The 7,003-nt window shown below is 71.1% G+C and carries 5 protein-coding genes; 2 read left to right on the top strand and 3 right to left on the bottom strand.

The features are described from left to right. Positions 1 to 324 precede the first annotated feature (324 nt). The gene (locus tag ACFZDK_RS55360; RefSeq protein ID WP_390986923.1) at positions 325 to 873 is read right to left on the bottom strand and encodes a MarR family transcriptional regulator; all 549 of its coding nucleotides are present in this window, start codon (positions 871 to 873) and stop codon (positions 325 to 327) included. Positions 874 to 1,002: 129 nt separating this feature from the next. On the opposite strand from ACFZDK_RS55360, the gene ACFZDK_RS55355 reads away from it, so the two are divergent. Then, on the top strand, positions 1,003 to 2,286 hold the full coding sequence (locus ACFZDK_RS55355; protein WP_390986925.1) for an MFS transporter: 1,284 nt from the start codon (positions 1,003 to 1,005) through the stop codon (positions 2,284 to 2,286). A gap of 72 nt (positions 2,287 to 2,358) precedes the next feature. Here ACFZDK_RS55355 and ACFZDK_RS55350 read toward each other — a convergent pair whose 3' ends face one another. Then, positions 2,359 to 4,005: a SpoIIE family protein phosphatase gene (locus ACFZDK_RS55350; RefSeq protein ID WP_390986920.1), complete on the bottom strand. Its 1,647-nt coding sequence runs from the start codon at positions 4,003 to 4,005 to the stop codon at positions 2,359 to 2,361. A gap of 182 nt (positions 4,006 to 4,187) precedes the next feature. Further along, positions 4,188 to 5,567, bottom strand: coding sequence for an FAD-dependent oxidoreductase (locus ACFZDK_RS55345; RefSeq protein WP_390986917.1), 1,380 nt, complete (start codon positions 5,565 to 5,567; stop codon positions 4,188 to 4,190). A gap of 425 nt (positions 5,568 to 5,992) precedes the next feature. Between ACFZDK_RS55345 and ACFZDK_RS55340 the strand changes: the two genes are divergently transcribed. Further along, a complete protein-coding gene (locus ACFZDK_RS55340; protein ID WP_390986915.1) occupies positions 5,993 to 6,766 on the top strand; it encodes a TetR family transcriptional regulator in 774 nt (257 codons plus the stop codon). Positions 6,767 to 7,003 lie beyond the last annotated feature (237 nt).

Below are 7,003 nucleotides of genomic sequence, written 5' to 3'. Positions count from 1 at the left end.
TTCCCTTTCCGGCGGTTCCGACTCTATCAGATCCTTTCGGCGTCTGATTCCCAGTCAGCGGGGGTCGCCTTCCCGGCTGTTGGGCCGTTCCGACGTCTCAAACCTTAGCGGATCCGCTCGGCGATTCCCAATCGGGGCTGCCGGTCCCTATTCGAATTGAATTCGGGCACGCCGAAATCAACCCGGTCGGGAGATCGTACTGATGGTTTGAGGTGCCGCTCGGGGCGGCGGAGTTGCTGCCGAAGAACCGTTCCGGCTCTGCGGCAACCCGGAGAACTTTACGGATCGGCCAGGGGCGTGTCAAGTGCCCCTTGTCAAGATCTTTTAGTCCAGGTCGGTGAGCCGGCCGCCGGCGTCCGGCTGGGCGTGCTCCACGCGGCGCAGGAGGCGGGTGAGGACCTCGCCGAGCACCGAGCGTTCGGCCTGGGTGAGGTCCTGGAGGAGGTCCTCCTCGAAGCCGGAGGCGAGGCGCATGGCCTCCAGCCACTTCTCGCGGCCCTCGGGAGTCAGCTCGACGATCACCCGGACGCGGTTGGACTCGTCCCGCTCCCGGGTGACCAGACCCTCGGCGACCATCCGGTCGATGCGGTGGGTCATCGCGGCCGGGGTGAGCCCGAGACGCTTGGCCAGTTCACTGGGGCCCATGCGATAGGGGACGCCGGAGAGGACGAGGGCCTTGAGGACCTCCCACTCCGCGTTGCTGATGCCGAGGGCGGAGGTCTGGCGGCCGTAGGCGACGTTCATCCGGCGGTTGAGCCGGGACAGCGCCGAGACGATCTTCTCGATCTGGGGGTCGAGGTCCTGGAACTCGCGCTGGTAGGCGGCGATCTGTTCGTCGAGGGTCGGCTCGCCGGCGCCGGTGGTGTCGGCCATGGGCCGAAGTATCGCACGAACGAGCTTGGCGTCGAAGTCCTTCGAGATGTACTCTTTAGGTTCGAACTTTAGGTTCTAAGTCTTCAGACTTCAGCAGTCCGCTGAGTCAACTACCTGAGAGAGGTGAACGTGACCAGGGCGATGGGCGCAGCGATGCGCCGGATCCACGTGGGCAACGCACTCAGTGCCTTCGGGCTCGGCTTCACCGTCCCCTACCTGTACGTCTATGTGGCGCAGGTGCGGGGGCTCGGTGCCATGACGGCGGGGATCGTGCTCGCCGTCTTCGCCGTGGCCGCGCTGATCGTGCTGCCGTTCGCCGGCCGGGCGATCGTGCGGCGCGGCCCACTCCCGGTCCTGCTCACCGCCCTGGTCCTGGCCGCGATGGGTGCGCTGAGCCTGGGGCTGGCGGGGAGCGCGCCGACCGTGCTGACCGCGGCCGCGCTGCTCGGGGCCGGGCAGGCAGTGATGCAGCCGGCGCTGGCGACGATGATCGTGGACTGCTCGTCGGCGGAGACGCGCTCGCGGGCCTTCGCGACGCAGTTCTTCCTGCAGAACCTCGGGCTGGGTGTCGGTGGCCTCATCGGCGGTCACCTCGTCGACACGACCCGGGTCTCCTCCTTCACGGTCCTCTTCGCGATCGAGGCGGCGATGTTCCTGCTGCTGGCCGTCGTGATGTCGACGGTACGGATGCCGCATGCACCGCGGATCGCCGGTGCGCCGGCCGCGTCCGCCAAGGGCGGCTGGAAGCAGTTGCTCGGCAACCGCGCGATGGTGCAGCTGTCCGTCCTGGGCTTCGTGCTGTTCTTCGCCTGCTACGGGCAGTTCGAGTCCGGGCTGAGCGCGTACGGCGTGGAGGCGGCGGGGATATCGACGTCCGCGCTCGGCACGGCGCTGGCCGCGAACACGCTGATGATCGTGGTCGCCCAGTTCGCCGTGCTGAGGTTCGTCGAACGTCGGCGGCGGTCGCGGGTGATCGCGGGCGTCGGGCTGATCTGGTCCGTGGCCTGGGTCGTGGCGGGGTACGCGGGGCTGGGGCACGGCAGCCAGGAGATGGCGACGGCCGCCTTCGTGTCGACGTACGCGCTGTTCGGCCTGGGTGAGGCGATGCTCTCGCCGACGGTCGCCCCGCTGGTGGCCGACCTCGCCCCGACGGGCATGGCCGGGCAGTACAACTCGGCGTTCGCCCTGGTGAAGCAGCTGGCACTGGCGGTCGGCCCGGCCGTGGGCGGCCCGCTGGCCGCGTCGCTGCCGGCGCCGTACGTCGTGACCTTCCTGCTGTTCTCGCTGGGCATCAGCGTGCTGGCCATACGACTGGGCAAGCGACTGACCGAGGTGCAGGACCGGCCTTGGATCGCCACGAGGAGCGTGGTCGTGGCACGGGGCGGTGCGCCTGCGGAGTCCGTGAGCGCCTAGCGCCCCGCAGGGGCGCGGGGAACTGCGCGAACAACCTCCACGCACCCGCACTCGCGCGACGGCCGCACCCCCCTACCCCTTAGGCAGCACGAACTCGCACCACACCGCCTTCCCACCCCCGGGTGTCCGCCGCGACCCCCACCCCGAAGCGATCGTCGCCACGATGGCGATCCCCCGCCCCGACTCGTCCCCCGGTTCCGCGCGCCGCCGCCGCGGCAGGTGGTCGTCGCCGTCCGTGACCTCGATGATCAGTCGGCGGTCGGTGCGGCGGAGCCGCAGCCGCATGGGCGGGGTGCCGTGCTGGAGGGAGTTGGCGACCAGTTCGCTGGTGGCGAGGACGCCCAGGTCATGGAGGTCGACCGGGAAGCGCCAGCTGGTGAGGACGCCGGAGGCGAACGCGCGGGCGCGGGGCGCCGCCTCGATGCCGCCGAGGAGTTCCAGCGCGGCGTTGCGGAACAGGTCGCCGTCCGGACCCGTACGGGCCGGATGCTGGAGGACCAGGACGGCGACGTCGTCGTCGTGGTCGGCGGTGACGCCGGCCGAGCGGACCAGGCGGTCGCAGACCACCTGGGGGGTGCCGGTGGCTCCGGCCAGCGCGCGTTCCAGGGCGGCGATGCCCTCGTCCAGGTCCTCGTCGCGGCGCTCCACCAGGCCGTCGGTGTAGAGGACGGCCGTGGAGCCGGGGCCGAGCGGTACCGAGCCGGAGGCGTGGATCCAGCCGCCGGTGCCCAGCGGCGGGCCCGTCGGTTCGTCGGCGCGGAGCACCGTGCCGTTCTCGTCGCGGACCAGGATCGGCAGGTGGCCGGCGGAGGCGTACACCAGCCGGCCCTCGTTCGGGTCGTGGACGGCGTAGACGCAGGTGGCGATCTGGTTGGGGTCGATCTCGGCGGCCAGGACGTCGAGGAGCTGGAGGACCTCGTGCGGGGGGAGGTCCAGGCGGGCGTAGGCGCGGACCGCGGTGCGGAGCTGGCCCATGACGGCCGCCGCGCGGACGCCGCGGCCCATCACGTCGCCGATGACCAGGGCCGTACGGCCGCCGCCGAGGGTGATGACGTCGTACCAGTCGCCGCCGACCGCGGCCTCGGTGCCGCCGGGCTGGTAGGTGGCGGCGATGCGCAGGTCGTCCGGCTGTTCGAGTTCCTGGGGGAGGAGGCTGCGCTGGAGGGTCACCGCGGTCTCGCGCTGGCGGCGTTCGCTGGCGCGGAGGCGTTCGGCGGCTTCGGCGTGGTCGGTGACGTCGGTGGCGAAGAGGAGGACGCCGCCGTCGCGGTCGCCGTTGTCGGCGACGGGGGTGCAGGTGAACGTGTAGGTGCGGCCGTCGAGGGCCTTGCGGGACTTGAGGGTGCGGGGCTTGCCACTGCGCAGGACCTGGTCGAGGAGGGGGAGCAGACCGAGTTCGGCGAGTTCGGGGAGTGCCTCGCGGGCGAGGGCGCCCGGGGGCCGTACGCCGAAGGCCGTCGTGTAGGCGTCGTTGACGTAGGCGATGCGGTGGTCGAGGCCGTGGACGAGGGCGACCAGGGCCGGGACGCGGTCGAGGACGTCGCGGGCGGGCAGTTCGTCGACGGCGGGAACGCAGGGCGGGCCGTCGGTCAGCTGTTCGGCGCGGGCAGCGGGCACGGAGCCTTCTCCCCGTCGGTCCGGGGGGATCGCGTGCTCGGTCCGCGCTGCGGCGCGGCGCTGCGTTCCGGGGAGCCGGGCGCTCCAGCGCGTGAAGTTCACGAAACCTTGCCTCGTGTCGTCGTCTCCGGCCGGCTACGGGAGCGGCCGGGGGTCCCGGGGGATGTCCCCGGGGCAGTTCTGGGGAGAAGCCTTGTGCTCGGTCGGAGGGCAGTCTGGCAGGGTGGCCGTCGGCGACGACATTCGTCAGACGCCGGGGCGGGCCGTGGAGTTCCTGAGTTCCGTCAGGACGACCCGTTCGAGTCGTCGGAGGGACTGTGAGGATGCTTTCCACCGGCCGCGAGTTCGAACTCCGCCCGGGGATGTTCGAGTGATCCGAGCGAGACGATCTCCCGTTTGAAGAGCCCGGAGAGGGTCCATTCGGCGAGGACACGGGCCTTGCGGTTGAAGGTGGGCACCCTGCTCAGGTGGTAGACGCGGTGCATGAACCAGGCAGGGTAGCCCTTGAGCCTGCGCCCGTAGACCTGGGCGACGCCCTTGTGCAGGCCCAGGGACGCGACCGAGCCGACGTACTTGTGGGCGTAGGTGTCGAGGGGTTCGCCGCGCAGGGCGTGGACGATGTTGTCGCCGAGGACCCTGGCCTGGCGGACCGCGTGCTGGGCGTTCGGGGCGGTCTCGGTGCCGGGTTCGGGGGCGGTGACGTCGGGAACGGCGGCGGCGTCGCCCGCGGCCCACGCGTGGTCGACGCCGTCGACGCTGAGTTCAGCGGTGCATTTCAGCCGCCCGCGCGGGGTGAGCGGAAGGTCGGTGGCGGCGAGCACGGGGTGCGGTCTGACGCCGGCCGTCCAGACCAGGGTGCGGGTGGGGAAGCGCTGGCCGTCGCTGAGGACGGCGATCCGGTCCGCGCAGGACTCCAGGCGGGTCTCCAGCAGCACCTGGATGTTGCGGCGGCGCAGTTCGGTGACGGTGTAGCGGCCCATCTCGGGGCCGACCTCGGGGAGGATCCGGTCGGTGGCCTCGACGAGGACCCACTTCATGTCCTCGGGTTGGACGTTGTGGTAGTACCGCGTGGTGTAGCGGGCCATGTCCTCGAGTTCGCCGAGGGCCTCCACGCCCGCGTAGCCGCCGCCGACGAAGACGAAGGTGAGGGCCGCGTCGCGGATCGCGGGGTCTCGGGTGGAGGAGGCGATGTCCATCTGCTCGATGACGTGGTTGCGCAGGCCGATGGCCTCCTCGACGGTCTTGAAGCCGATGCCGTGCTCGGCGAGCCCGGGGATGGGCAGCGTGCGCGCGATCGAGCCGGGGGCGAGGACCAGTTCGTCGTACTCCAGAAAAGTGGCGCCTTTTCGCTCCTCGGCGGTGGCGAGGGTGCTGACGGCCGCGGTGCGTTTGCTGTGCTCGACGGAGGTCACCTCGCCGATGACGACATGGCACCGGTCCAGGACGCGCCGCAGGGGTACGACGACATGACGAGGGGAAATCGAACCCGCGGCCGCTTCGGGAAGGAACGGCTGGTACGTCATATAGGGATCAGGGGTGACGACAGTGATGTCGACCTCACCACGGCTGAGCTCCCGCTTCAGGTTCCGTTGCAGCCGCAGGGCCGTGTACATCCCGACGTAGCCGCCGCCGACAACGAGAATGCGCGCACGTTCCTTCACCATCCCATGACGCACCCGTGACTGTTGTTTGTCCACAGCCCCGGCAATTTGTGTGACCGGCGGTCGTCTGTGCGGGGTGTCGGACGCGTGGTCGAGGCCGGAGGAAAGGGGCCAGGTCGGCGGGGGCGGACGCGGGGGCGTGAAAGCAACTAATCGGGACGTAAACGACCCGTACTCCGATCGGGGGGCGCTCCGTGCGGAACGTCCCCCTTCTGAATTGACAGCCTCTCAACTATGTTCGTGTGTCGACGGGGTGTAGGGGATGTGGTCGAACGGTCCGCGACGGGCGGTCCGGCCGGCCCGTGGTCCATGGTTCGGTCATGGACCTGTTGTCGACCGGTCGTCGGTCGGCGCCAGTTCCGCTCGCTCCGGCTAATCAGTGCGGGGAGAGTCTCCGGGGGGAGACGTCATTAACCGGGGGAACACAGATGCATATTCAGGACACACATTGGTCATCGGCCTCCGCTCTCGCGGCGGGTGGCGCAACGGCGAGCGCGGCGGCGGGCAACGGGCGCGGTGACGGGCCGCGTACGGCGCCGCTGCGGGTGGACGCACAGCGCAATCTGGAGCACGTGCTGCGTGCGGCGCGCGAGGTCTTCGGCGAGCTGGGGTACGGCGCGCCGATGGAGGACGTGGCGCGGCGGGCGCGGGTCGGGGTCGGCACGGTGTACCGGCGCTTCCCGAGCAAGGACGTGCTGGTGCGGCGGATAGCCGAGGAGGAGACCTCCCGGCTGACCGACCAGGCACGGGCCGCGCTCGGGCAGGAGGACGAGCCGTGGTCGGCGCTGTCGCGCTTCCTGCGGACGTCGGTGGCGTCGGGGGCCGGGCGGCTGCTGCCGCCGCAGGTGCTCCGCGTCGGCGTGCCGGAGGAGGTCGGCGGCAGTGGTGCCGGGGCCGAGGAGGCCCGGGTGCCGCAGCAGCGGACGCAGCCGGCGGCCGGGGAGTTGCGGCTGGTGCCGGAGGAGCGGGAGCCGGTGGCCGGCGCCGAGGACGACGCGGGGGCGGCCGCGCTGCTCGAAGTCGTCGGGCGGCTGGTGGACCGGGCGCGGGCGGCGGGCGAGTTGCGGCCCGACGTGTCCGTCTCCGACGTGCTGCTGGTGATCGCCACGGCGGCGCCGTCACTGCCGGATGCGGCGCAGCAGGCGGCGGCCTCGTCGCGGTTGCTGGACATCCTGCTGGAAGGGTTGCGTTCTCGGCCGTAGCGGTGCCCTGGGCTTGGCCGAGCAGTACCGCACCGCGCCAGCGTGTACCGGGCAGTGTTCGTGAGCGGGTGCGGGTGGGCTGTGGCTGGTCGCGCGCGCGGGGCGGTAGCCGCATATCGGCTACCGCCCCGCGCCCCCGTGGGGGGCGGCACCGGTAGGGGCCGGGCCGGGGGGTTTACCCATTCGGGTGGTTTTTGGATATGGGGGTTTTCAACTTCGCGCGGTCGAGTGTGTTGT

The organism is Streptomyces sp. NPDC007901, assembly GCF_042959465.1.
In the GTDB taxonomy this organism is placed as follows: Bacteria; Actinomycetota; Actinomycetes; order Streptomycetales; family Streptomycetaceae; genus Streptomyces.
The sequence above is the reverse complement of the archived record's forward strand: the minus strand, read 5'-3'. Positions and strand labels throughout refer to the sequence as shown.

Bases quoted from the DNA above. Each gene is read 5' to 3' on its own strand.
- ACFZDK_RS55360 (WP_390986923.1), bottom strand. From the start codon at position 873: ATGGCCGACACCACCGGCGCCGGCGAGCCGACCCTCGACGAACAGATC.
- ACFZDK_RS55345 (WP_390986917.1), bottom strand. From the start codon at position 5,567: ATGGTGAAGGAACGTGCGCGCATTCTCGTTGTCGGCGGCGGCTACGTC.
- ACFZDK_RS55340 (WP_390986915.1), top strand. From the start codon at position 5,993: ATGCATATTCAGGACACACATTGGTCATCGGCCTCCGCTCTCGCGGCG.